25 protein-coding genes are annotated in these 23,556 nt (G+C 64.5%); 9 read left to right on the top strand and 16 right to left on the bottom strand.

Translation table 11 applies throughout. The annotated features are described in order from the left end of the window. The 12 genes from ACH0CP_RS08535 to eno form a co-directional block, all read right to left on the bottom strand. Complete coding sequence (locus tag ACH0CP_RS08535) at window positions 1–318, bottom strand: 50S ribosomal protein L23 (RefSeq protein ID WP_227770952.1); 318 nt, start codon at window positions 316–318, stop codon at window positions 1–3. Beyond that, the gene (gene rplD, locus ACH0CP_RS08530; protein WP_294444135.1) at window positions 311–928 is read right to left on the bottom strand and encodes a 50S ribosomal protein L4; all 618 of its coding nucleotides are present in this window, start codon (window positions 926–928) and stop codon (window positions 311–313) included. Before rplD ends, ACH0CP_RS08535 begins: the two co-directional genes overlap by 8 nt. Window positions 929–930: 2 nt before the next feature. Next, window positions 931–1,665 carry a 50S ribosomal protein L3 gene (rplC, locus tag ACH0CP_RS08525; RefSeq protein ID WP_406875520.1) on the bottom strand — a complete coding sequence of 245 codons (735 nt, stop codon included), beginning with the start codon at window positions 1,663–1,665 and terminating at the stop codon, window positions 931–933. 313 nt (window positions 1,666–1,978) lie between these two features. Further along, on the bottom strand, window positions 1,979–2,287 hold the full coding sequence (gene rpsJ / locus ACH0CP_RS08520) for a 30S ribosomal protein S10 (protein ID WP_066776796.1): 309 nt from the start codon (window positions 2,285–2,287) through the stop codon (window positions 1,979–1,981). Window positions 2,288–2,459: 172 nt separating this feature from the next. Beyond that, window positions 2,460–3,656, bottom strand: coding sequence for an elongation factor Tu (tuf, locus tag ACH0CP_RS08515; RefSeq protein ID WP_294444137.1), 1,197 nt, complete (start codon window positions 3,654–3,656; stop codon window positions 2,460–2,462). A gap of 211 nt (window positions 3,657–3,867) precedes the next feature. Then, window positions 3,868–5,961, bottom strand: coding sequence for an elongation factor G (gene fusA, locus ACH0CP_RS08510; RefSeq protein ID WP_294444138.1), 2,094 nt, complete (start codon window positions 5,959–5,961; stop codon window positions 3,868–3,870). Window positions 5,962–6,059: 98 nt separating this feature from the next. Beyond that, entirely contained in the window at window positions 6,060–6,530 is a 471-nt protein-coding gene (gene rpsG / locus ACH0CP_RS08505; RefSeq protein ID WP_294444139.1) for a 30S ribosomal protein S7, read from the bottom strand. A 77-nt stretch (window positions 6,531–6,607) separates the two neighbouring features. Then, complete coding sequence (gene rpsL, locus ACH0CP_RS08500; protein WP_029936467.1) at window positions 6,608–6,979, bottom strand: 30S ribosomal protein S12; 372 nt, start codon at window positions 6,977–6,979, stop codon at window positions 6,608–6,610. A 249-nt stretch (window positions 6,980–7,228) separates the two neighbouring features. Beyond that, window positions 7,229–8,494, bottom strand: a complete 1,266-nt coding sequence (locus ACH0CP_RS08495; RefSeq protein WP_406875548.1) for an amidohydrolase family protein — start codon at window positions 8,492–8,494, stop codon at window positions 7,229–7,231. A gap of 2 nt (window positions 8,495–8,496) precedes the next feature. Continuing rightward, window positions 8,497–8,967, bottom strand: coding sequence for an MAPEG family protein (locus tag ACH0CP_RS08490; protein WP_294444141.1), 471 nt, complete (start codon window positions 8,965–8,967; stop codon window positions 8,497–8,499). A 119-nt stretch (window positions 8,968–9,086) separates the two neighbouring features. Beyond that, window positions 9,087–9,401, bottom strand: coding sequence for a septum formation initiator family protein (locus ACH0CP_RS08485; protein ID WP_294444142.1), 315 nt, complete (start codon window positions 9,399–9,401; stop codon window positions 9,087–9,089). Between the two features lie 43 nt (window positions 9,402–9,444). Continuing rightward, on the bottom strand, window positions 9,445–10,725 hold the full coding sequence (eno, locus tag ACH0CP_RS08480; RefSeq protein ID WP_406889634.1) for a phosphopyruvate hydratase: 1,281 nt from the start codon (window positions 10,723–10,725) through the stop codon (window positions 9,445–9,447). 133 nt (window positions 10,726–10,858) lie between these two features. Between eno and ACH0CP_RS08475 the strand changes: the two genes are divergently transcribed. The 5 genes from ACH0CP_RS08475 to ACH0CP_RS08455 all read left to right on the top strand — a co-directional run bounded on the left by ACH0CP_RS08475 (window position 10,859) and on the right by ACH0CP_RS08455 (window position 12,917). After that, complete coding sequence (locus ACH0CP_RS08475) at window positions 10,859–11,422, top strand: hypothetical protein (RefSeq protein ID WP_294444144.1); 564 nt, start codon at window positions 10,859–10,861, stop codon at window positions 11,420–11,422. Between the two features lie 5 nt (window positions 11,423–11,427). Continuing rightward, window positions 11,428–11,772 carry a phage holin family protein gene (locus tag ACH0CP_RS08470; protein ID WP_294444145.1) on the top strand — a complete coding sequence of 115 codons (345 nt, stop codon included), beginning with the start codon at window positions 11,428–11,430 and terminating at the stop codon, window positions 11,770–11,772. After that, a complete protein-coding gene (locus ACH0CP_RS08465) occupies window positions 11,769–12,131 on the top strand; it encodes a phosphatase (protein ID WP_294444146.1) in 363 nt (120 codons plus the stop codon). Before ACH0CP_RS08470 ends, ACH0CP_RS08465 begins: the two co-directional genes overlap by 4 nt. Continuing rightward, window positions 12,128–12,586: a hypothetical protein gene (locus ACH0CP_RS08460; protein ID WP_294444147.1), complete on the top strand. Its 459-nt coding sequence runs from the start codon at window positions 12,128–12,130 to the stop codon at window positions 12,584–12,586. The genes ACH0CP_RS08465 and ACH0CP_RS08460 overlap by 4 nt, the downstream gene beginning before the upstream one ends. 97 nt (window positions 12,587–12,683) lie before the next feature. Next, window positions 12,684–12,917, top strand: a complete 234-nt coding sequence (locus ACH0CP_RS08455) for a DUF4170 domain-containing protein (RefSeq protein WP_294444148.1) — start codon at window positions 12,684–12,686, stop codon at window positions 12,915–12,917. 166 nt (window positions 12,918–13,083) lie between these two features. Here the strand turns inward: ACH0CP_RS08455 and greA are convergent, their stop codons facing one another. The 4 genes from greA to carA form a co-directional block, all read right to left on the bottom strand. After that, a complete protein-coding gene (greA, locus tag ACH0CP_RS08450) occupies window positions 13,084–13,560 on the bottom strand; it encodes a transcription elongation factor GreA (RefSeq protein ID WP_294444149.1) in 477 nt (158 codons plus the stop codon). Between the two features lie 79 nt (window positions 13,561–13,639). Next, window positions 13,640–16,969: a carbamoyl-phosphate synthase large subunit gene (gene carB, locus ACH0CP_RS08445; RefSeq protein WP_294444150.1), complete on the bottom strand. Its 3,330-nt coding sequence runs from the start codon at window positions 16,967–16,969 to the stop codon at window positions 13,640–13,642. Between the two features lie 16 nt (window positions 16,970–16,985). Next, on the bottom strand, window positions 16,986–17,285 hold the full coding sequence (locus tag ACH0CP_RS08440; protein WP_294444151.1) for a hypothetical protein: 300 nt from the start codon (window positions 17,283–17,285) through the stop codon (window positions 16,986–16,988). Beyond that, entirely contained in the window at window positions 17,282–18,460 is a 1,179-nt protein-coding gene (gene carA / locus ACH0CP_RS08435; protein WP_406875519.1) for a glutamine-hydrolyzing carbamoyl-phosphate synthase small subunit, read from the bottom strand. Before carA ends, ACH0CP_RS08440 begins: the two co-directional genes overlap by 4 nt. 97 nt (window positions 18,461–18,557) lie before the next feature. Between carA and ACH0CP_RS08430 the strand changes: the two genes are divergently transcribed. The 4 genes from ACH0CP_RS08430 (at window position 18,558) to rpoD (ending at window position 23,421) form a co-directional block, all read left to right on the top strand. Next, complete coding sequence (locus tag ACH0CP_RS08430) at window positions 18,558–19,010, top strand: GatB/YqeY domain-containing protein (RefSeq protein ID WP_294444156.1); 453 nt, start codon at window positions 18,558–18,560, stop codon at window positions 19,008–19,010. A 114-nt stretch (window positions 19,011–19,124) separates the two neighbouring features. Next, window positions 19,125–19,523 carry a GIY-YIG nuclease family protein gene (locus ACH0CP_RS08425; RefSeq protein ID WP_294444153.1) on the top strand — a complete coding sequence of 133 codons (399 nt, stop codon included), beginning with the start codon at window positions 19,125–19,127 and terminating at the stop codon, window positions 19,521–19,523. After that, a complete protein-coding gene (dnaG, locus tag ACH0CP_RS08420; protein ID WP_406875518.1) occupies window positions 19,514–21,406 on the top strand; it encodes a DNA primase in 1,893 nt (630 codons plus the stop codon). The genes ACH0CP_RS08425 and dnaG overlap by 10 nt, the downstream gene beginning before the upstream one ends. Next, window positions 21,406–23,421, top strand: coding sequence for an RNA polymerase sigma factor RpoD (gene rpoD, locus ACH0CP_RS08415; RefSeq protein ID WP_406875517.1), 2,016 nt, complete (start codon window positions 21,406–21,408; stop codon window positions 23,419–23,421). The genes dnaG and rpoD overlap by 1 nt, the downstream gene beginning before the upstream one ends. Window positions 23,422–23,556 lie beyond the last annotated feature (135 nt).

Below are 23,556 nucleotides of genomic sequence, written 5' to 3'. Positions count from 1 at the left end.
TTACTTGGCCCCCTCGGTGACGTCGATCGTCTGCCCATCCTTGAGCGTGACGATCGCCTTCTTCATGTCCGACCGGAAATAGGGCTTGCCCTTCCAGCGCTTCGTCTTGCCCTTCTGGACGATGGTGTTCACGCCAACGACGCTGACGTCGAAGATCGCTTCAACCGCCGCCTTGATCTCCGGCTTGGACGCGTTCTGCGCGACCTTGAACACCACGGCGTTCTGCTCGGAGAGAAGGGTCGACTTCTCGGTGATGTGCGGCGCGACGATCACGTCATAGTGACGGTTGTCGATCGCCTTCTGCTGCTGCTTAGCCATTGAAGCGAGCCTCCAGCTTCTCGACCGCAGCGCGGGTCAGCACCAGCGTATCGGCCTTGATGATGTCATAGACATTGGCGCCAACCGCAGGGAGCAGATCCACACCCGGCAGGTTGTAGCCGGCGCGGAAGCCCTCGGCCGTCTCGGCGTCGATGACCAGCGTGCGCTTGCCAACGTTGAGCGCCTCGAAGTGGCCCTTCAGTTCCTTGGTCTTGGCGACCTGGAAACCGTCGAGCACGATCAGCGAGCCGGCCTTGGCATGGCTCGAAAGCGCCATCTTCAGGCCGAGCGCACGAACCTTCTTGTTCAGCGACGGGTTGAAGTCGCGAACGCGGGCACCGTGAGCCTTACCGCCGCCGATGAAGACGGGAGCGCGGCGATCGCCGTGACGCGCCACACCGCCGCCCTTCTGGCGACCGAGCTTCTTGCCCGAACGTGCGACGTCCGAACGCTCGCGGGTGCCGCGGGCGGTGCCGCGACGCTTTTCGAGCTGCCAGGTGACGACGCGATGCAGGATGTCGGCGCGCGGCTCGAGGCCGAAGACCTCGTCCGACAGCTCGACGTCCGCGGCGCTCGCCTTGGCATCGAAGGAGGAAACCTTGACCTTCACGTTCAGCCCTCCTGGCCGTCGGTCGCTTCGGTTGCCGGAGCAGCCGCTGCGTTGTTGCTATTGGCAGCCTTCAGGCCGGCCGGACGCGGTGCGCCGGCATGCGGCTTCAGCTTCACGGCGTCCTTGACGAACAGCCAGCCACCCTTCGAGCCGGGCACCGAGCCCTTCACGAAGATGAGGCCACGCTCGACGTCGGTGCCGACGATCTCGAGGTTCTGCTGCGTGCGGTTACGATCACCCATGTGACCGGCCATCTTCTTGTTCTTGAAGACGCGGCCCGGATCCTGGCGGTTACCGGTCGAACCGTGCGAACGGTGCGAGACCGACACGCCGTGCGTCGCGCGCAGACCGCCGAAGTTCCAGCGCTTCATCGCGCCGGCAAAGCCCTTACCCTGGGTGCGACCCTGGATATCGACGAACTGGCCGGTGACGAAGTGATCGGCAGCGATCTCGGCGCCGACGTCGAGGAGGTTGTCCTCGCTGACGCGGAATTCGTGGACGATCGCCTTCGGCTCGACTTCGGCCTTGCCGAAGTGGCCGCGCTGCGGCTTGGCGACATTCTTTGCCTTGGCGACGCCTGCACCAAGCTGGACGGCCGTATAGCCATCACGTTCTGTTTCGCGGCGAGAGATGACCTGAAGCCCTTCCAGCTGCAGGACGGTGACGGGCACGTGGCGGCCGTCGTCCTGGAACAGGCGGGTCATGCCCATCTTCTTCGCGATCACGCCGGTACGCATGATCCGTAGCTCCTCAACAGAGGCACCCTGAGGCCCATCCCCAAGGTGCTTGTGACACCCCCTGGAAGGAGGCATCGTTTCGGGACCCCATCAAAGAACGCCTTTGACGAGATCCCTCAGCCCGGAAAATGCGAAACGTGCCCCCGTCCCGGGCTGGTCGCTTCCTCGCGGAAGCAGACGGGAGACGCTGTCCCAGCCGCGAGCGACTGGCGGTATCTCTTGCTTGTCAGGGGCCCCCGGGGCTTCCCAACCATTCCCTCACCACGGGAACGACAAACCCGCGGGACTCACGTCAACCGCGGGATGCGGGCCATTACGCCAGCTTGATCTCAACGTCAACGCCCGCGGCCAAGTCGAGCTTCATCAGCGCGTCGACGGTCTGGGGGGTCGGCTGCACGATGTCGAGCATGCGCTTGTAGGTGCGGACCTCGAACTGCTCGCGGCTCTTCTTGTCGACGTGAGGACCACGGTTGACCGTGAACTTCTCGATGCGCGTCGGCAGGGGAATAGGACCACGAATGAGGGCACCGGTACGTCGGGCCGTGTCGGCGATGTCGCCGGTGGCCTGATCGAGCACACGATGGTCGAACGCCTTCAGGCGAATGCGGATGTTGCTGTCCATAATCCCTACCGATGCGAAAGAGCGGGCCACGTGAACGCGGCTCTTGCTGTTCGTGAAACTGTCGAAGGCGCGGCCAATAGCCCTGCCCTCACTAAAAGGCAACCGCCCGACGCACCTTGTGGCGCGCCGGGCGGCAGCTTTGCGGCGAACCGCTAGATCTTAGAGAAAGATCTTACTTGGCGATCGCGCTGACGACGCCTGCACCGACGGTGCGGCCGCCTTCGCGGATCGTGAAGCGCTGGCCCACGTCCATAGCGATCGGCGCGATCAGCTTGATGCCCAGAGCGACGTTGTCGCCCGGCATCACCATCTCGGTGCCCTCAGGCAGCTCGACGGTGCCGGTCACGTCCGTCGTACGGAAGTAGAACTGCGGACGATAGTTGCCGAAGAACGGGGTGTGACGACCGCCTTCTTCCTTCGACAGCACGTACACTTCCGACGAGAACTCGGTGTGCGGCTTGATCGAGCCCGGCTTGCAGAGCACCTGGCCACGCTCGACTTCGTCGCGAGCAACGCCGCGGATCAGCGCACCGATGTTGTCGCCAGCCTGGCCCTGGTCGAGCAGCTTGCGGAACATTTCGACGCCGGTGACCGTGGTCTTGCGGACTTCCGGGTGGATGCCGACGATCTCGACTTCCTCACCAACCTTCACCACGCCGGTTTCGACGCGGCCGGTGACGACCGTGCCACGACCCGAGATCGAGAACACGTCTTCGATCGGCATCATGAACGGCTTGTCGAGCGGACGCTCCGGCTGCGGGATGTACTCGTCAACAGCCTTCATGAGCTCCATGACGGCGTCGGTGCCGAGCTTCTGGTCCGAACCCGAGAGGGCGCAGGTAGCCGAGCCCTTGATGATCGGAATGTCGTCGCCCGGGAACTCGTACGAGCTCAGCAGCTCGCGGACTTCCAGCTCGACCAGCTCGAGGATTTCCTCGTCGTCGACGAGGTCGACCTTGTTGAGGAACACAACCATCGCCGGCACGCCGACCTGACGGGCCAGCAGGATGTGCTCGCGGGTCTGCGGCATCGGGCCGTCGGTCGCCGAGACGACCAGGATCGCGCCGTCCATCTGGGCCGCGCCGGTGATCATGTTCTTCACGTAGTCGGCGTGACCCGGGCAGTCGACGTGCGCATAGTGACGGTTGGCCGTCTCATACTCGACGTGCGCGGTCGAGATCGTGATGCCGCGCTCACGCTCTTCCGGAGCCTTGTCGATGTTCGCGAAGTCGACCGCTGCGTTACCAGCGACGTTCTCAGCGAGCACCTTGGTGATTGCCGCCGTCAGCGAGGTCTTGCCATGGTCGACGTGACCGATGGTGCCGATGTTCAGGTGCGGCTTGGTCCGCTCAAACTTAGCCTTAGCCATTGTTGTCCTACCTTCTGGATTTCCACTTGAGCCGCACGAGGACTCGCCGTGAAGGCGGCCCCATAGCGGCTGAATTCCCGTTTCGCAAACCCTGCCTTCCGGCGGGGCCGACGCGGAAACAAGTCCCGCGTCGTCGGACGGGTCCGGCTTTGCCGACCCGCCGGCCGGCCTTGCAGCGTGTCGGGAGCAAGCATGCTTACTCCCGCGCGCCTCAGGCGAGCTTCGCCTTCACTTCGTCAGCGACGTTCTGCGGCACTTCGTCATAGTGCGAGAACTGCATCGAGTAGCTCGCACGGCCCTGGGTGAAGGAACGCAGCGAGTTCACGTAGCCGAACATGTTCGCCAGCGGGACCATCGCCGTCACCGCCTGCGCGTTGCCGCGCGTGTCGGTGCCCTGGATCTGGCCACGACGCGAGTTCATGTCACCGATCACGTCCCCGAGGTAATCCTCGGGCGTCACGACCTCGACCTTCATCACCGGCTCGAGCAGCGTGATGCCGGCCTTCTGCGCCGCTTCGCGCATCGCGCCGCGGGCGGTGATTTCGAACGCCAGAGCCGACGAGTCGACGTCGTGGTACGCGCCGTCATACAGCACGATCTCGAAGTCGATGATCGGGAAGCCGACCAGCGAACCGGTAGCCGCCGTCTCGCGGAAGCCCTTCTCGATCGCGGGGATATATTCCTTCGGAATGTTACCGCCCTTGATCTCGTCCTTGAAGATGATGCCGGCACCGCGCTCGCCCGGCGTCAGCTTCACCTTCACGCGACCGAACTGACCCGTACCACCCGACTGCTTCTTGTGGGTGAAGTCGATGTCGACAGGCTTCTTCAGGTATTCGCGATACGCCACCTGCGGCGCACCGACGTTCGCCTCGACCTTGAACTCACGCTTCATGCGGTCGACGAGGATCTCGAGGTGGAGTTCGCCCATCCCCTTGATGATCGTCTGGCCGGATTCGTGATCGGTCGACACGCGGAACGAGGGATCCTCGGCAGCCAGGCGGTTCAGGGCCACGCCCATCTTCTCCTGGTCGGCCTTGGTCTTCGGCTCCACGCTGAGCTCGATGACGGGCTCGGGGAATTCCATCCGCTCGAGGATGATCGGGTTGGCCGGATCGCACAGCGTGTCACCGGTCGTCGTTTCCTTCAGACCCGCGATCGCGACGATGTCGCCAGCGCGCGCTTCCTCGATGTCCTCACGCGAGTTCGCGTGCATCAGAAGCATACGGCCGATCTTTTCCTTCTTGTCCTTCACCGAGTTCAGGTAGGTGCCCTTGGCGAGCTTACCCGAATAGATGCGAGCGAAGGTGAGCGAGCCGACGAACGGATCGTTCATGATCTTGAACGCGAGCAGCGACATCGGCGCGTCATCCGACGGCGGACGGGAATCGACGGTCTCGCCGTCGAGCTTCACGCCCTGAACGTCAGGAATGTCGAGCGGGCTCGGCAGGTAGTCCACCACCGCGTCGAGCAGCGGCTGAACGCCCTTGTTCTTGAACGACGAGCCGCACAGCACCGGCACGAAGTCGAACGCCAGCGTGCCCTTGCGGAGCAGGCGCTTCAGCGTCGCCGTGTCAGGCTCGTTGCCTTCGAGATAGGCTTCCAGAACCTCCTCGTCCTGCTCGACGGCGATCTCGATCAGCTCGGCACGTGCTGCGGCAGCCGCGTCCTTCATGTCGTCCGGGATCTCGCGATACTCGAACTTCGCGCCCAGCGACTCGTCCAGCCACACAATCGCGCGGTTTTCGACGAGGTCGACGAGACCAACGAACTGGCTCTCGATGCCGATCGGCAGGTAGAGCACGGCCGTGCGCGCACCCAGACGATCCTTGATCATCTGCACGCAGCGATCGAAGTTCGCACCGGTGCGATCGAGCTTGTTGACGTAACAGAGACGCGGAACGCGATACTTGTCGGCCTGACGCCACACCGTCTCGGACTGCGGCTCAACGCCGGCGACGCCGTCGAAGCAGGTAACCGCGCCGTCGAGCACGCGCAGCGACCGCTCCACCTCGATGGTGAAATCGACGTGGCCGGGCGTGTCGATGATGTTGATGAGGTGCTCGTCACCCTTGCCTTCGTTCGCGCGCCACTTGCACGTGGTCGCCGCGGACGTGATGGTGATGCCGCGCTCCTGCTCCTGCTCCATCCAATCCATCGTCGCGGTGCCTTCGTGCACTTCGCCGATCTTGTAGGACTTACCGGTGTAATAAAGGATGCGCTCGGTCGTCGTCGTCTTGCCGGCGTCGATGTGCGCCATGATGCCGATGTTACGGTACTTCTCGAGCGGATGGCTGCGGGCCATGGTCGGGCTTTCCTTAGCGATGTGGGGAGCAGGCCCATGGCCGGCTCCCCACGATATAGTTCAGGTGCGTTGCGCTTCCAAGACGGAAGCCGCGGCCATTACCAGCGGTAGTGGCTGAAGGCGCGGTTCGCTTCCGCCATGCGGTGCGTGTCTTCGCGCTTCTTCACCGCGTTGCCGCGGTTGTTTGCCGCGTCGAGCAGTTCACCCGACAGACGCGCATCCATCGTGTTCTCGCTGCGGCCGCGCGCGGCGTTGATCAGCCAGCGGATCGCCAGCGCCTGCGCGCGCTCGGGACGAACCTCGACCGGCACCTGGTACGTTGCACCACCGACGCGGCGCGAACGGACTTCGATGCCCGGCTTGATGTTGTTCAGCGCTTCGTGGAACACGCCGAGCGGCTCACGCTTGGCGCGGGCTTCGACGGTGGTCAGCGCGGAATAGACGATGCCCTCCGCGACGGACTTCTTCCCGTCCAGCATCACGGAGTTCATGAACTTCGACAGAACCTCATCCCCGTAAACGGGATCAGGCAGGATTTCCCGCTTCTCGGGACGACGACGACGAGCCATCTGGTATCTTCCTTCTAAACTTCAGCCTGGGTGATCGCATTGCCACGTCCGGCCATGGCCGGAGGGCAGCGACCGGCTTACTTCGGACGCTTGGCGCCGTACTTGGAGCGGGACTGACGACGGTCCTTGACACCCTGTGTGTCGAGCACGCCGCGCAGCACGTGATAGCGCACGCCCGGAAGGTCGCGCACACGGCCGCCGCGGATGAGCACCACCGAGTGCTCCTGCAGGTTGTGGCCTTCGCCCGGGATGTAGCTGATGACTTCGCGCTGGTTGGTCAGGCGGACCTTGGCCACCTTGCGCAGCGCCGAGTTCGGCTTCTTCGGGGTCGTGGTGTAGACACGGGTGCAAACGCCGCGCTTCTGCGGGTTCTGCTCCATCGCAGGGACCTTCGACTTGGCCTTCTGCGGTTCGCGGCCCTTGCGGACCAGCTGGTTGATCGTCGGCATTGAAGCCTTCACCTTTCCATAGGTTACTTTGCTGGAGCCATAACAGCACGTGGAATACAAAAAGGACCGGGGGCGGTCGCAAGGCGACACTTCCGGCCCTTAACGCATCCAGCAATGTTCAAGCTGCTCGGACGGGCAGGACCCACCACGAACCGGCGGCCCTATACGCATCGACTCGCCACGCGTCAATGCTGGCGGGCTTGGCGGGGCAGGAGGACAGCCCCCTGCCCGGCTGCAATCAGCACAGGCTCAGTCGACCTGTTCGCCGCCCTTGATCACCGCTGCCGGGCGCTCCAGCGCCGTCACGTCGGTCAGTGGATTGCCCGGCACTGCCACCATGTCGGCATAACGCCCGACCGCGATGGCGCCGACATCGCGGGTGCGGCCCAGCGCTTCGGCCGCGGTGACGGTGGCGGCGCGGATCGCCTGCAGCGGCGTCATTCCATATTGCACCATGATGCGGAACTGCTTGGCGGCATCGCCATGCGGCATCACGCCAGCATCGGTGCCGAACACCATCCTTGCGCCGGCCGCATTGGCCTTGCGGAAATTGTCGCGCTGGATCTGCGCGACCTCGCGGTCCTTGCGCAGGTTATCCTCGAGGATGCCGTTCTTCTTGCCCTCGGCCTGGGTATATTCGGTGTTGTAGATATCCATCGAAAGATACGCGCCCCGCTCCTTGGCCAGGCGGATACCCTCGTCGTCGATCAGGCTGGCATGCTCGATCGTGTCGATGCCGGCGCGGATCGCGGCCTTAATGCCGGCCGCGCCATGCGCATGGGCGGCGACTTTCAGGCCCCATTGATGCGCCTCGTCGGCGATCGCGCGCAACTCGGCTTCGGACAGTTGCTGCTGGCCAGGCTCGGTGTTGCGGCTGAAGACGCCGCCCGTCGCGCAGACCTTGATTACCTCGGCGCCATATTTGCGCTGCTGGCGAACATGGGTGCGAAGCTCGTCGGGCGTGTCGCCGACCGCCTTGCCGCGCTGGTTGAACGAGGGCGGGAAGAAGGTGCTGTCACAATGGCCGCCGGTCGCGGAAAGCGCATGCGCTGCGGGAACGATGCGCGGCCCGGTCATCAACCCCTCCTCGATCGCCTGCTTGTAAGCGACGTCGTCATAGTTCTCGGAGCCGACGTTGCGCACGGTCGTGAAGCCAGCGCGCAGCATCGCCTGGGCATTGGCGACACCCTGCACTGCCCAGAAAGTGTCGGTAAACTGAAGCGCTTGATAAGGGCCGTAGCGCGGGTTGGCATCGAGATGGACGTGCATGTCGATCAGCCCGGGCAGCAGCGTCACGTCACCCAGGTCCAGCCGCTTTGCTCCGGCCGGCGCATTCGGCTCACCGCGGTTGATCAAGGCGATGCGGCCGTCGGTCACCACGATCACCGGCCGGTCGACGATCGCGCCCTTCTCGACGTCCAGCATCCGGGCCGCTGTAATGACCACAGTTTCGGCCGCGGCCGCGAACGGCGCCACCATTGCCGCCGCGCCCAGCAGGCTGGCAAGACACTTCATCTTCAAAGAACACCCCCCATTGAATCCATCGCGCGGCGATACTCCCCCGCCGCCTGTGCGATATCGACGAAATAGCCGATCCACATCGCCATCAGCACGATCACCGACAAAAGGTACACCAGGAACCGCGCCTGCACCTTCTTCGGGCCGATGTGAATGAAGCTGTGCAGCGCCCTGAGGCCGACGAACAGCCAGGCGAGCGTGACCTGGATGTAGTTTACCTGCGCCGTCAGCATCATCAGCGGCACTAGCGCGAAGTACAGCACCGGCATCTCGAACAGATTGGCGAGGTTGTTGGCCGGCATCTCGACCGGGCGGAAATAGCGCATCGCCGTCTCGCCATCGGCAAAGTCCGCGGGCTTCGGCGGGTTGCGCTTCATGTGGCCGAAGCGCTGCAGGAACAGCGTGAACCACACGATGAACACCAGCGCCACCAGCGCAAACGTCGGCCACAGAATATCAAGGATCGCCATGCGTCCCGCCCCCCAATCATTTTGCCCCATTGATCTGGCGGGCAGCATGGCGCGGAACAGGGCGCGTGGGAAGCCGCAGCCGTCAGCCTGCGGGCGACACACGCCCTAACGACGACGCCTTACTTCAGCGGGACAATGATCTCGTCGGGATGCGCGACGTTCAGTTCGCGCCGCACCAGTTCATCGACCATGTCAGGGTTGGCATGGCGCGGATCGAGAAGTGCCACGCGGTTGCGCAGCATCTCGCGCCGCTGATCAAGCGCGGCATAATGCCGCTCGCGCTGCGCCAGTTGCCGCTTGTAGTCTCCAAAGGCCAGCAAGCCGTTGGCGCCCAGCACGGCATAGCCGCCAAAGAACGCCATGATCGTCAGCGCCACCGCCGGCCAGGCGGCGCGCTTCAGCACGGACCGGAAGTTGGAGGGTTTGCGGCGCATCGGCATCGATTCTCGCGCAAACCCCCAATGGATTCAAGCGTCTTTACCGCGTGCGCAGCACGTCCCGGCCAGCATAAGCGGCGATGCTGCCCAGCTCTTCCTCGATACGGATCAGCTGGTTGTACTTGGCGAGCCGGTCCGACCGGGCGAGGCTGCCCGTCTTGATCTGGCCGCAGTTGGTGGCGACGGCGAGATCCGCGATCGTCGCATCCTCGGTTTCGCCCGACCGGTGGCTCATCACGGCGGTGTAGCCGGCGCGCTCGGCGACGCGGATCGCCTCCAGCGTCTCCGAGAGTGTGCCGATCTGGTTGACCTTGACCAGCAGCGAATTCGCAAGGCCGCGCTTGATGCCGTCGCGCAGACGCGTCGGATTGGTGACGAACAGATCGTCACCGACGAGCTGCACCTTGTCGCCGATCTTGTCGGTCAGCGCCTTCCAGCCCTCGAAATCGTCTTCGGCCATGCCGTCCTCGATCGAGAGGATCGGATAGCGGGCGACGAGATCGGCGAGGTAATCGGCCATGGCACCCGGCTCGAGCGACAGGCCCTCGCCCGAAATCTCATACTTGCCGTTCTTGAAGAACTCCGTCGCCGCGCAGTCCAGTGCCAGCATCACGTCGTCGCCCGGCGTGTACCCCGCCTTTTCGATCGACTGCATGATGAAGTCGAGCGCATCGGTTGTGCTCGCGAGGTTCGGGGCAAAGCCGCCCTCGTCGCCGACGGACGTCGCCAGGCCCTTGTCGTGCAGGCCCTTCTTCAGCGTGTGGAAAATCTCCGAACCGCAGCGCACCGCCTCGACGATATTCGCCGCGCCGACCGGCATGATCATGAATTCCTGGAAGTCGATCGGGTTATCGGCATGTTCGCCGCCATTGATGATGTTCATCATCGGCACTGGCAGCACATGGGCGGCGACACCGCCGACATAGCGATACAGCGGCAGGCCGCGCGCATCCGCCGCGGCCTTCGCCACCGCCAGGCTGACGCCGAGGATCGCGTTGGCGCCGAGGCGACCCTTGTTCTCCGTTCCGTCGAGCTCGATCAGCGCGGCGTCGATCTCGATCTGGTCCTCGGCCTCAAGCCCGCGGATGGTGTCCGCGATCTCGCCGTTCACCGCCTCGACCGCAGCGTCGACGCCCTTCCCCATCCAGCGGCTCTTGTCGCCGTCGCGCTTCTCGACCGCCTCATGCGCGCCAGTCGACGCCCCCGACGGCACGGCCGCGCGGCCGAAGCTGCCATCCTCAAGGAACACATCGACCTCCACGGTCGGATTGCCGCGGCTGTCGAGGATCTGGCGGCCCTGGAGCTCAATGATTGCGGTCACGTAACGATCCTTCTACGATATCGAGGAACGGGTTCGGCAAGCCCGATAACGAGGCGAGCCGCCCGCGGCAATTCACGATGGAACCGCTGCGCGCGCCACGGGGTTTGTCGCTTCGACCAAGGAAGGATTCGCAATGGCAGACGACACTCTGAAGCCGATGACCGATCAGGACATTACGCCGGCGGCGGCTGATCCGTTCGCTCCTGCCGATCCGCTGAAGGGGCTGGACACCGATGGCGGTGACCCGCTTGCCGCGGCAGGCAGCAACGGTTCGGCCGCCAGTGCCAGCGGCGAAGGCGCGAAGCAGACGATCAGCGACAGCGTCCAGAAGCTGAAGGGCGAGGCCGGCGACCGGGCGCGCACCCTCGCAGACGAAGGCAAGGCAAAGGCGACGGGCGCGCTCGATCAGCTGTCGCAAATGCTGAACGATGCCGCCGCGCAGGTCGATGAGAAGCTCGGCTCGCAATATGGCCAATACGCCCGCCAGGCGGCGGATTCGGTGCAGGGCCTCTCGTCCTCGCTGAACGACAAGTCGGTCGATGACCTGCTCGATGATGCGCGCGAACTGGTGCGCAAGAGCCCGGCGGTGGCGATCGGCGCCGCTGCGACGATCGGCTTCGTCCTCGCTCGCCTGCTTTCGGCCGGCCTCGACCAGCGTGAGCAGGGCGGCCAGAGCAACCAGCGCGATCAGGCCTAAGCTTCGTGCTGGGGGACAGGACGGCCCGTGACGAGGAAGCCGGCATTGCCGAGCTCGTCGCGCAGCTTGCACTCGACACGCGCGAAATGGCGCAGGCGGAAGTGGCGCTTGCCAAGGCTCGCGCCACGTCCGCCGTCGCACGTTATCGCACCGCCGCCGTCTATTTCGCGGTGGCCGGTGTGCTCGCGCTGGCGGCGCTGATCGCGCTTCTCGTCGGGTTGATCCTGTCGCTTGCCACGTTGATCGGGCCGGGGCTCGCGACACTGGCGGTGGTCGGCACCGTGCTAATCATCGCTGCGGTCCTTGGCCTGATGGGCAAGAAGCGCCTTACGCCGCAGGTGACGCCTTGAGCACCGACGCCGCAGCGGCCAGCCTTGCCCTTGCCGAAGCCCGTGCCGCTGCCGCACGCGAGCGGCTGAACAGAACGATCGGCGCGCTCCAGGTGAAGCTCGATCCGCGCCTGCTGGCACGCGGGGCGATGGATGGGCTGACTGAATCCGGCACGAAGGCGCTGCGCACCAGCGTTGATACCGCCAAGACACACCCCGAAATCGTCGCCGGGGTAGGCGCGCTGGCGGTCGCCTGGCTTGGCCGACGCCGGATCGCCTCGCTGTTCCGACGCCGCCACAAGCACGGCGCAACCGCCGACAATCTAGCGCGTTCGATCCCTGGTGACTGGCCAGCCACGGCCGAGAGGAACGATATATGACCGACGACCAGACGCAGACCAATCACGATCATGAGTCGCTGCGTGAGCGCGCGACTCACGCCTATGAAAGCGCCGTCGCGCGCGCGGGCGACACCGTTGAGCATTCGCGCGACACCGCCGGCAGCGCGATCGAGAACAACCCGCTGGGCGTCCTGGCGGGCGGGCTGGCGCTTGGCGCCCTCGTTGGTGCGCTGGTGCCACGCAGCGAGCGCGAGAAAACCATCCTCGCGCCGGTCGGCAAGCGCGTGAACGCCGCCGCTGCCGCCGCGGTCGTCGCCGCCAAGGAAGCCGGGCGCAACGAACTCCACGAGCGCGGCCTCAGCAAGGAAGCGGCGCGTGAGCAGGTGAAGTCGCTGTTCCAGGGCGTGACCAAGGCGGCGGCGCAGGCCGGAACTGCTGCGGCCCAGGCCGGAAAGGAGCAGATGACAGCCACGGCACAGTCGCAGGAGCAGTGAACGAAACTGCCGGCGAGATGATTTTCGTGGGCGCGATCGTGAATAGCCGTCTTCCTACGGCTTCAAACAAGGCCGCCGAGGCACTATGGAGCGCCGCATGAGCAAGCTTCATCTCGTTTTCGGCGGCCGGGTCTCCGACCCCCGTACCCTTGAGTTCGACGATCTCAATTCGATCGATATCGTCGGTGTGTTCCCTGATTATGCCTCGGCCGAAAAGGCGTGGCGCGGCGCAGCGCAGCGCACGGTGGACGACGCGGAAATGAAGTATGTCGTCGTACACCTGCACCGGCTGCTCGAGCCGGATCTGCTGAAGCCCGACACCAAGGACTGATCCAGGATCCGAGATCGCCAACCTTCACGTGCCGGGACTGACATCCCGGCACTTTCTTTATGTCCGTTGTGCGCTGGCGCTTATGGTGCCGCAGGCCCGCCCTGAGACGCGAGACGCGGCTACACACATGGGCGGCCGTAAAGGGCAGGTTTCCCTGCCCCGCGGTTCAGATGAACTCGATCTTCGAGACGACGTAGTAGCGGTCGCCAGCCGGCACCGACACCTCGACCTCGTCGTCGACGCTGCGGCCGATCAACGCGCGCCCGATAGGCGAATTGTAGCTGATCCGCCCAGACTTTGCGTCGGCCTCGGTCTGGCCAACGATCTGATACTTGATCGGCTTGTCGTCCTCGTCGAGCAACGTCACCGTCGCGCCGAACACCACCTTGTCGCCGGACAGGTCACGCGGATCGATGATCTGGGCGCGCGACAGCTTGTCCTCGATGTCGGCGATGGTCGCCTCGATCTGGCCCTGCCGCTCCTTGGCGGCATGATATTCGGCGTTTTCCGACAGATCGCCGTGGGCACGCGCTTCTTCGATGGCATCGACGATCTGTGGCCGTTCGATTTTCAGCCGTTTAAGCTCCGCAGTCAGCTTGTCATAGCCTTCCTGCAGCATCGGCATCTTCTCGACGGTCGCCATGTGCGCGTCACCCTTCAATAAACACGTCCCCGAGCGGCCTCCTCTTAGCCGCTTCGCACCTCAAACAAATTGTCGGGGATTAGTTGTGCGACTGCGAATAATAGGCCTGCAACGGGCGCACTTCAAGGTTCTGCGACACCGTCGTGATAGCCTTTGCTGCCTGAATGCTTGCTTGGGCGGTGGTGAAGTACGGGATCTTCTGATTCACCGCAGACGCGCGGATCGGCTGCGAATCCTTCAGGCTCTGCCAACCTTCGGTGGTGTTGAAGATAAGCGCGATGTCGCCGTCCTTGATCCGGTCAACGATGTGCGGCCGGCCCTGCGCCACCTTGTTTACCACCTCGACCGGCAGGCCGGCACGCTGCAGGTGATCGGCGGTGCCGCCGGTCGCGACGATGGTGAAGCCGGCGTCTACCAGTTCGCGGATCGCGGGCGTGATCGCCGCCTTGTCATTGTCCTTCACGCTGACGAACACCTTGCCGCCGCTCGGCAGCACATTGCTTGCCGCGAGCTGTGACTTGGCGAAGGCGGTGGTGAAATCGCGATCGATTCCCATCACTTCGCCGGTGGATTTCATTTCCGGGGACAACACGGGATCGATTCCCGGGAAGCGGTTGAAGGGGAACACCGCTTCCTTCACCGCGACATAATCGATGTTGCGATCGATCGCCGGCAGGTCCTTCAGCTTCTCACCCGCCATCACGCGCGCCGCGATCTTGGCGATCGGCGATCCGATCGCCTTGGCGACAAACGGCACCGTGCGGCTGGCACGCGGGTTCACCTCGATAAGGTAGACCTTGCCGTCCTTCACAGCGAACTGGATGTTCATCAGGCCGCGCACGCCAAGGCCGTGCGCCAGCGCCTCGGCCTGACGCTCGATCTCTGCGATGATCTCGGCCGGCAGCGAATAGGGCGGGATCGAGCAGGCGCTGTCGCCGGAATGGACGCCGGCCTCCTCGATATGCTGCAGCACGCCGGCAACCACGACATCGTCGCCGTCGCAGATCGCGTCCACGTCCACCTCGATCGCGTCGCGCAGATACTGGTCGATCAGCACCGGCGCGTCGCCGGACACCTGAACCGCGGTCTGGATGTAATCCTCCAGCTGCTGCGGCCCGTCGACGATCTCCATCGCGCGGCCACCGAGCACGAAGCTCGGGCGCATCAGCACCGGATAGCCGACGCGTTCGGCGACGTTCAGCGCCTCTTCGCGGCTGCGGGCGATGCCATTGTTGGGCTGGAGCAGGCGCAGCTTGTCGACCAGCGCCGCGAACTGCTCGCGATCCTCGGCCAAGTCGATTGCCGAGGGCGAGGTGCCGAGGATCGGAATCCCTGCCGCCTCGATCGCACGCGCCAGGTTCAGCGGCGTCTGGCCACCGAACTGGACGATCACGCCGACGAGTTCGCCCTTGGACTGCTCGACATGCAGGATCTCCAGCACGTCCTCGGCCGTCAGCGGCTCAAAATACAGGCGATCCGACGTGTCATAGTCGGTCGAGACCGTCTCCGGGTTGCAGTTGACCATGATCGTTTCGAACCCGGCATCCGCCAGCGCGAAACAGGCGTGACAGCAGCAGTAATCGAACTCGATCCCCTGCCCGATCCGGTTCGGTCCACCGCCCAGGATCACGATCTTGCGGCGATCGGACGGCATCGCCTCATTCTCGGGCTCGCCGAAGCTGGGCGCCTCATAGGTCGAATACATGTAGGGCGTCTTGGCGTCGAACTCGGCCGCGCAAGTGTCGATCCGCTTGAACACCGGGCGCACGCCCAGCTTGTGGCGATGCTCGCGCACCTCCTGCTCGGTGACGCCGCCGGTCATCGCCTTCACCGCCTCATGGATCAGGCCCGACCCTTGCGCAATGCCACGACGCATGCCGCGAAGGTTCGCCGACTGGAGCGCGAGCCAGGCAAGCCGCTTGTCGCTGAATCCCATCGCCTTCAGGCGGCGCATGCCGGCCGCGTCGATCGGCAGGCCGTTGCGGCACACTTCCTCTTCGGCGCGCACGATCTCCTCGATCCGCTCAAGGAACCAGGGGTCGTACTTGGCGATCGCGTGCACTTCGGCGACGGTGAAGCCCTCGCGCAGCGCCTGGGCGGCGACCAGCAGGCGATCGGGCGAGGCAACGGCAAGCGCCGCCTCGATCTCGGCGCGCGGCGCGCCGACCAGCCGCTCGACGCGATCGAAGCCGCTGAGACCGGTCTCCAGGCCACGCAGCGCCTTCTGCATCGACTCATGGATATTGCGCCCGATCGCCATCACTTCGCCGACGCTCTTCATCGCGGTCGACAGCACGGCTTCGGCGCCCTTGAACTTCTCGAAGGCGAATCGCGGGATCTTGGTGACGACATAGTCGATCGTCGGCTCGAACGAAGCCGGGGTCGCGCCGGTAATGTCGTTCTCGATCTCGTCCAGCGTGTAGCCAACCGCCAGCTTCGCCGCGACCTTGGCGATCGGGAAGCCGGTGGCCTTGGAGGCGAGCGCCGAGGAGCGCGACACGCGCGGGTTCATCTCGATCACGATCAGGCGGCCGTCCTTCGGATTGACCGCGAACTGTACGTTCGAACCGCCTGTTTCCACGCCGATTTCGCGCAGCACCGCAATGCTGGCGTTGCGCATGATCTGATATTCCTTGTCGGTCAGCGTCAGCGCCGGCGCGACGGTGATGGAATCGCCGGTGTGGACGCCCATCGGATCGATATTCTCGATCGAGCAGATGATGATGCAATTGTCCGCACGGTCGCGGACCACCTCCATCTCATATTCCTTCCAGCCGAGCAGCGATTCCTCGATCAGCACCTCGGTGGTCGGCGAGGCATCGAGCCCCTTGCGGACGATCTCGAGGAACTCCTCGCGATTGTAGGCGACGCCGCCGCCGGTGCCGCCCAAAGTGAAACTCGGCCGGATGATCGCGGGAAGCCCGGTCTTCTCCAGGGCCTCCAGCGCCTCCGCCTCGGTATGCGCCACGGCCGAGCGAGCGCTTTCCAGCCCGATCTTGTCCATCGCGTCGCGGAATTTCTGGCGGTCCTCCGCCTTGTCGATCGCTTCCGCGTCGGCGCCGATCATGGTCACGCCGTACTTCTCCAGCGTGCCGTCGCGGAACAGCGCCAGCGCAGTATTTAGCGCGGTCTGCCCGCCCATCGTCGGCAGGACGGCGTCGGGCCGCTCCTTCTCGATGATCTTCGCGACGATCTCCGGCGTGATCGGCTCGACATAGGTGGCGTCCGCCAGCTCGGGATCGGTCATGATCGTCGCCGGGTTCGAATTGACCAGGACGATGCGATAGCCCTCTTCCTTGAGCGCCTTAATCGCCTGCGTGCCCGAATAATCGAACTCGCACGCCTGACCGATCACGATCGGTCCGGCGCCAATGACGAGGATGGAGGAGATGTCGGTGCGCTTGGGCATTATGTCTCTCTTGGTCCTACTCGGCGGCGCCAGCCGTCGCGCCGATCGGCGTGAGGCTGGCTCCCGAAATCTTCTTCACTTCGGCGGCGATGCAGGCGGCGGCCTTTTCGGCAGCAGACGCTGGCATGTCGCCCGGCAATTCCATCGTCACGTCCGCGGCAGACGTCGCCTTGAGCCGCGCTTTCTCCACCCCGCATTTGTTCGGGATCGAGGAAAGCCGCGCCTGCAACTGGTGCTGGTTCGCCGGGGCAGCCTGCGAACAGGCAGCCAAGGCGAGGATCAGCACCGGAGCAGCAAGCCGGCCCGTGGTGATCAACGCAGCGAGCCCACGAACCGTTCGAACAGGTAGAAGCTGTCCTGCGGACCCGGGCTCGCCTCGGGGTGATATTGCACGCTGAACGCGGGCTTGTCGGTCAGCTCCAGGCCGGCATTGCTGCCGTCGAACAGTGAAACGTGGGTCTCGCGCGCATTCGCCGGCAGGCTTTCGCGTTCGACTGCGAACCCGTGGTTCATGCTGGTTATCTCGACTGCGCCATCCGCGAGGCGCTTCACCGGGTGGTTTGCACCACGATGGCCCTGGAACATCTTGGTCGTGCGCGCACCGACCGCAAGGCCGAGCAGCTGGTGCCCAAGGCAGATGCCGAACAGCGGCTTTCCGGTCTCCAGCAGCTTCTGGATCACCGGGACCGCATATTCACCGGTCGCGGCGGGATCGCCCGGGCCGTTCGACAGGAAGATGCCGTCGGGATTGAGCGACATGATCGTGTCGAAATCGGTCTCCGCCGGCACCACCGACACCTTCGCGCCCGCCTGAACTAGGTTGCGGAAAATATTGTGCTTGCTGCCATAATCGATCGCCACGACGTGCGGGCGATCGTCGCCCTGCACACCGTTATAGCCAAAGCCGATCTGCCAGATCCCGCCGTTGCGGTCCTCACCCCAGGTGGCGTGCGTCTCACGAGTTACCGTCTTGGCGAGGTCCATGCCCTCCAGCCCCGGCCACTCACGCGCCATCTTCAGGAGAAGGTCGAGATCGAAATTGCCGTCCGCGGAATGCGCGACGACGCCGGTGGGCGCCCCGCCCGCGCGGATGCGGCGGGTCAGCGCGCGGGTGTCGATCCCGGCAAGGCCGATGCGTGCGTGGCGCTTCATCCAGCCCTCGAGGTTCTCGGCGGCACGGAAGTTCGACGGCGCGGTCGGATCCTCGCGCACGATCATGCCCAGCGCGTGCGGCTCATCCGCCTCCACATCGTCCGGGTTCGCACCGACATTGCCGATATGCGGAAAGGTGAAGGTGATGATCTGCCCGGCAAAGGAGGGATCGGTCATGATCTCTTGATAGCCGGTCATCGCGGTGTGGAAGCACACCTCGCCCACTGCCTGTCCCTCGGCGCCGAAGCCACGGCCCCAGATCACATCGCCTGAGGCGAGGACGAGGACGCCGGTGGCGCCGTCAGGTTTGGGCGCGTGCGAAGGGTCGGCGTCGGCCATGGTGGCGGGCACTCCTGGGGTAAGCGGCGATGTACGTTAAGTGCGGCGCGCTAAACTCGCCCCTCCCCCGCGTCAATCTGATATGGGCGCAGTCATCATGATTCGAGACGATATCAAGCAAGCCCAGATCGCCGCCATGAAATCCGGCGACAAGGAAACCCGCGCTGCGATCAGCCTGATTCAGGCCGCGATCAAGAATCGCGACATCGAGGCCCGCACCCAGACGAACGCGCCGGAAGACGATGCGCTGGTCGTCGAAGTGCTGCAGAAGATGAAGAAGCAGCGCATCGAGTCGATCGACATGTATCGCAAGGGCGGCCGCGAGGAACTGGCCGCAGCCGAGGAAGCCGAAGTCGCCGTTATCGACCGCTTCCTCCCCCGCGCATTGAGCGAGGAAGAAACCACCGCCGCGATCGAGGCCATCAAGGCCGAGATCGGCGCTTCCGGCATGAAGGACATGGGCCGCGTAATGGCGGAACTGAAGGCGCGCCACGGCACGGTGCTGGACATGTCGAAGGCCAGTGGGCTGGTGAAGGCGGCGCTGGCCTAGGTTCAGGCTGTCAAACCGGACAGCACAAAACCCTCCGTTCGTCCTGAGCCTGTCGAAGGGCGCGCCCACCCACCGCCCCTCGACCGACTCGCATCGATCTGCCAAGCCAACGACATGCTGTTCTGGGTCTACTTACTGCACTGTTCGGACGGCAGCTTCTACGCCGGACATACGGGTAACTTGGACCCGCGAATTTCGCGGCATCACGCCGCACGCAGGAGTGACTACACGGCACGGCGGCAGCCGGGTTCGCTGGCATGGTCCCGGGAGTCTTCAACGCGGTTGGAGGCGCTCGAGACCGAACGCCGCATCAAGGGATGGTCACGTGCCAAGAAGGAAGCGTTGATCACGGGTGGGTGGGATCAAATTTCCCGACTGGCCGCCTCCCATCCGGCACGCCCTTCGACAGGCTCAGGGCGAACGGGCGGAGAGAGGCCCGGCGCCGCGCGAAAGCGCGCTCGTTCCGAGCTTCTCGAAGGACGTCGATTGAAGACAGAACACCCATGTCCCTGACCCCCGCCTTCCTCGACGAACTGCGCGCACGCACGTCGCTGTCTGCGCTGATCGGCAAGACGACCAAGCTCACCAAGGCGGGCCGGGAGTATAAGGGATGCTGCCCGTTCCATAACGAGAAGACGCCCAGCTTCTACGTCAACGACGACAAGGGCTTCTATCATTGCTTCGGCTGCTCCGCTCACGGCGATGCGATTCGCTGGATGACGGATCAGCGCGGGCTGCCGTTCATGGATGCGGTGAAGGAACTCGCGCAGGCGGCGGGAATGGACGTGCCCGCGCCCGACCGTCGCGCGGCCGAGCGAGCCGAGAAGGCGCAATCGCTGCACGACGTGATGGCGGCGGCGGCGGAGTGGTTCCGCACCCAGCTAGACGGGATTGAGGGCGCGCCCGCCCGCGAATTGCTCGAACGACGCGGCATCACGGAAGCGACTCGCCGCGCCTTCGGCTTCGGCTTCGCGCCCGATTCGCGCGGCAAGCTTCGCACCGCCCTGAAGCAATTCGGGGACGCGATGCTGATCGAGGCTGGCCTTCTGATCAGCGTCGAAAACAAGGAGCCCTATGACCGCTTCCGCGGGCGGCTGATGATCCCGATCCGCGATCAGCGCGGGCGGGTGATCGCCTTCGGCGGCCGGATCATCGGCGACGGCGAGCCTAAATATCTGAACTCGCCCGATACGCCGCTCTTCGACAAGGGCCGCACGCTCTACAATCTCGATCGCGCCCTGCCTGCCGCCCGCAAGGCGGACCGGGTGTTCGTGGTCGAGGGCTATATGGATGCGATCGCGCTGGCGCAGGCCGGGATCGGCGAAGTGGTCGCCCCGCTCGGTACTGCACTGACCGAGCATCAGCTGGAGCGCCTGTGGCGGATCAGCGACGTGCCGACTTTATGCCTCGATGGCGACAATGCCGGGCAGAAAGCCGCGATCCGGGCCGCGCACCGCGCCATGCCGCTGCTCGGGCCCGGCCGCAGCCTGCAGTTCGTGACGCTGCCCGAAGGGCAGGATCCTGATGACCTGATCCGCGCCAAGGGTGTCGGCGCGTTCGAAGCGCTGGTCCGCGAGGCGACCCCCCTGGTCGACCGGTTATGGGCACATGAACTCGCCGCCGAGCCGCTGACGACGCCCGAGCAGCGCGCGGGGTTCCGTGCCCGCATGGGGGAGCTCGCCAAGACGATCGGCGATCCGGTGGTGCGATCGGAGTATCAGGCCGAGTTCCGTCGCCGCTACGACGAGCAGTTCGGCCAAAGCCGCCGCCCTTTCGAGCGCGGGCGTCCGTTCGAACCACGCCAGCCCTTCACCCCGCGGCGCCCGGGGCAGAAGTGGACGCCGCCGCCCGCCCCCGTCACCGAGGACGCAAAGGCCTTCCGCGTTGCCGGTATCGACCGCGTCCTTGCCAAGGCGGTGCTCGCCGGTCTGATCCGCCATCCGGCCGAAATCGCCCGCCACGTCGAGGTGCTGGGATCGCTCCGCATGGCGGATGGCGCCCTTGGCCGATTGTTCGAGGCGGTTGTTGATGTGGCGCTTGAAGATCGGGCGCTTGATAGCGACCGCCTCGTCACCATATTGGCCGGCAGTGGTTTCGAAGCGATCGCCCGCGATCTGCTGAGAGCCGATACGATGCCCTATTCCTTCACGCAACCGACGGGGGACGAGACGCGCGCCAGGGAAGACCTTGACGAAGCGATCGCGATCCTCGTCGCGCAGCCAGAAGTGGATGCGGCATTGGCCGATGCAACCTCTGCCATGCAGGCGCGCTTCACCGAAGAAGCGTTTGAACGGCAGGTTGCGTTGGTGAAGGAAAAACAGGCGCTGGAGCTTCGGCTTGCAAATCTCGTGCAGTCGAACGAAGACGCCCGCGCTTTTGATGCCGAGGACGATTGATGGCGAAGGTGAACGGTAGCGGTGCAGACGAAGGCGCGGAAGTGGCCGATGCCCCGCTGATCGACCTGAATGACGCGGATATCAAGAAGCTGATCGCCCGCGCGAAGAAGCGTGGGTACATCACGTATGACCAGCTGAACGCCGCGCTGCCGCAGGACCAGATGTCCTCGGATCAGCTCGAAGACGTGATGTCCGCGCTCAATGAGATGGGCGTCAACATCGTCGAGAACGAGGAAGCGGGCGAGGACGGCGAGGATCAGCCTGAGGACGAGGTCGAGACCGTCGACGTCGATCAGGAAAACGCGCCTGTCGTCGAGAAGAAGAAGGAAACGGTGGACCGCACCGATGATCCGGTGCGCATGTACCTGCGCGAGATGGGCGCCGTCGAGCTGCTCAGCCGCGAAGGCGAAATCGCGATCGCCAAGCGCATCGAAGCCGGCCGTGACACGATGATCATGGGCCTGTGCGAATCGCCCATCACCTTCAACGCGATCATCGACTGGTCCACCCAGCTCAATGAAGGCACGATGCAGCTGCGCGAGATCCTCGATCTCGACGCGATGCTTTCCAAGGGTCCTTCGGCCGAACAGGTCGAGGGTGCCGAGGAAGACAATGGCGAGATTAGCGAGAAGACCGCTGGCGCCTCCTTCAAGGAAGAGGAAGAGCCCGAGGAAGTCTCGGCTGACGACGACGATGACATGACCGAGCGCCGCACGCCGCGGCCGTCGGACGACGAGGAAGAGGACAATACCCTCAGCCTCGCGCAGATGGAGGAAACGCTCAAGCCGATGGCGCTTGAGAAGTTCGCCAACATCACGTCGATCTACAAGAAATTCTCGAAGATGCAGCAGGGCCGGCTCGACGCCATGGGCGGCGGGACCGAGCTGACGGCGGCCGATGAGCGCAAGTACCAGAAGCTGCGCGAGGAACTGACGGCCGAGGTCGAGAGCGTCCAGTTCCACAACGCCAAGATCGAGTATCTGGTCGACCAGCTGTACAGCTACAACCGGCGCCTTACCGCGCTGGGCGGTCAGATGCTGCGGCTGGCGGAGCGGCACAAGGTAAGCCGCAAGGACTTCCTCGATCGCTACATGGGCCATGAACTCGACGATACGTTCCTGGCGACGGTGAACGGCCTCGACAAGAAGTGGACCGCCTTCGCGACCAACGAGGCGGCTGCCGTTGAGCGCATCCGCAGCGAAATCGCCGAGATCTCGCAGCAGACCGGCATGGCGCTGGGCGAGTTCCGTCGCATCGTCAACATGGTGCAGAAGGGCGAGCGCGAAGCGCGTATCGCGAAGAAAGAGATGGTCGAGGCGAACCTGCGCCTCGTGATCTCGATCGCCAAGAAGTACACCAACCGCGGCCTGCAGTTCCTGGACCTGATCCAGGAGGGCAACATCGGCCTGATGAAGGCGGTGGACAAGTTCGAGTATCGCCGCGGCTACAAGTTCTCCACCTACGCCACGTGGTGGATCCGGCAGGCGATCACCCGCTCGATCGCGGACCAGGCGCGCACGATCCGCATCCCGGTCCACATGATCGAGACGATCAACAAGCTGGTCCGCACCAGCCGCCAGTTCCTCCACGAGCAGGGCCGCGAGCCCACGCCCGAGGAAATGGCCGAGCGCCTGAGCATGCCGCTCGAGAAGGTGCGCAAGGTGATGAAGATCGCCAAGGAGCCGATCTCCCTCGAAACCCCGATCGGCGACGAGGAAGACAGCCACCTGGGCGATTTCATCGAGGACAAGAACGCCGTCATTCCGGTGGATGCCGCGATCCAGGCGAACCTCAAGGAAACGGTCACCCGCGTCCTCGCCAGCCTGACGCCGCGTGAGGAGCGCGTGCTGCGCATGCGCTTTGGCATCGGCATGAACACCGATCACACGCTCGAGGAAGTCGGCCAGCAGTTCAGCGTGACGCGTGAACGTATCCGCCAGATCGAGGCGAAGGCGCTTCGCAAGCTGAAGCACCCGAGCCGCAGCCGCAAGATGCGCAGTTTCCTCGACCAGTAACCAACGGCTGAAATGACACGAACGGAGCGGGAGGAGTGATCTTCCCGCTCCTTTTTTTGCGTTCGGAACGGGAGGCGCGGACGGAGTTCAAGCCAGATCGGCGCGATCGGCCACGCAAATACGCGCGCCTCTTGC

Origin of the sequence: Sphingomonas sp. 179-I 2A4 NHS (assembly GCF_045369135.1) — a bacterium.
Taxonomy (GTDB): Bacteria; Pseudomonadota; Alphaproteobacteria; order Sphingomonadales; family Sphingomonadaceae; genus Sphingomonas.
The sequence above is the reverse complement of the archived record's forward strand: the minus strand, read 5'-3'. Positions and strand labels throughout refer to the sequence as shown.